The following is a 202-nucleotide window of genomic DNA, read 5'->3' as shown; positions in this document are numbered from 1 at the left end:
CGGCTTTAGTCGTCAGTAGAAAACGACTTTTCCGTTCAACAAGCGTGACCAAAACCGCTCCTTTGGTCTTTTTACCCAATACTGTATCAGCCTCCCAATGACCATATTCAGTTCGATTATTGGCTTTTGTTGACCTCTGTTCGATAGGTACTCGATCTGTGAGAATGCCACGCCCGGTATCTTTACCGTGCCGTCGGTTGTA

At 46.5% G+C, this 202-nt stretch carries 1 pseudogene; it reads right to left on the bottom strand.

Going from position 1 to position 202, the window contains the following annotated elements:
- Positions 1-202 (bottom strand): annotated as a pseudogene (locus tag H5985_RS09695) (hypothetical protein); the annotation flags it as partial.

Origin of the sequence: Parasutterella secunda, from assembly GCF_016901835.1 — a bacterium.
Classification (GTDB): Bacteria; Pseudomonadota; Gammaproteobacteria; order Burkholderiales; family Burkholderiaceae_F; genus Aphodousia; species Aphodousia faecavium.
Note: the sequence above shows the minus strand (reverse complement) of the source record. Positions and strands in the feature narration are given on the sequence as shown.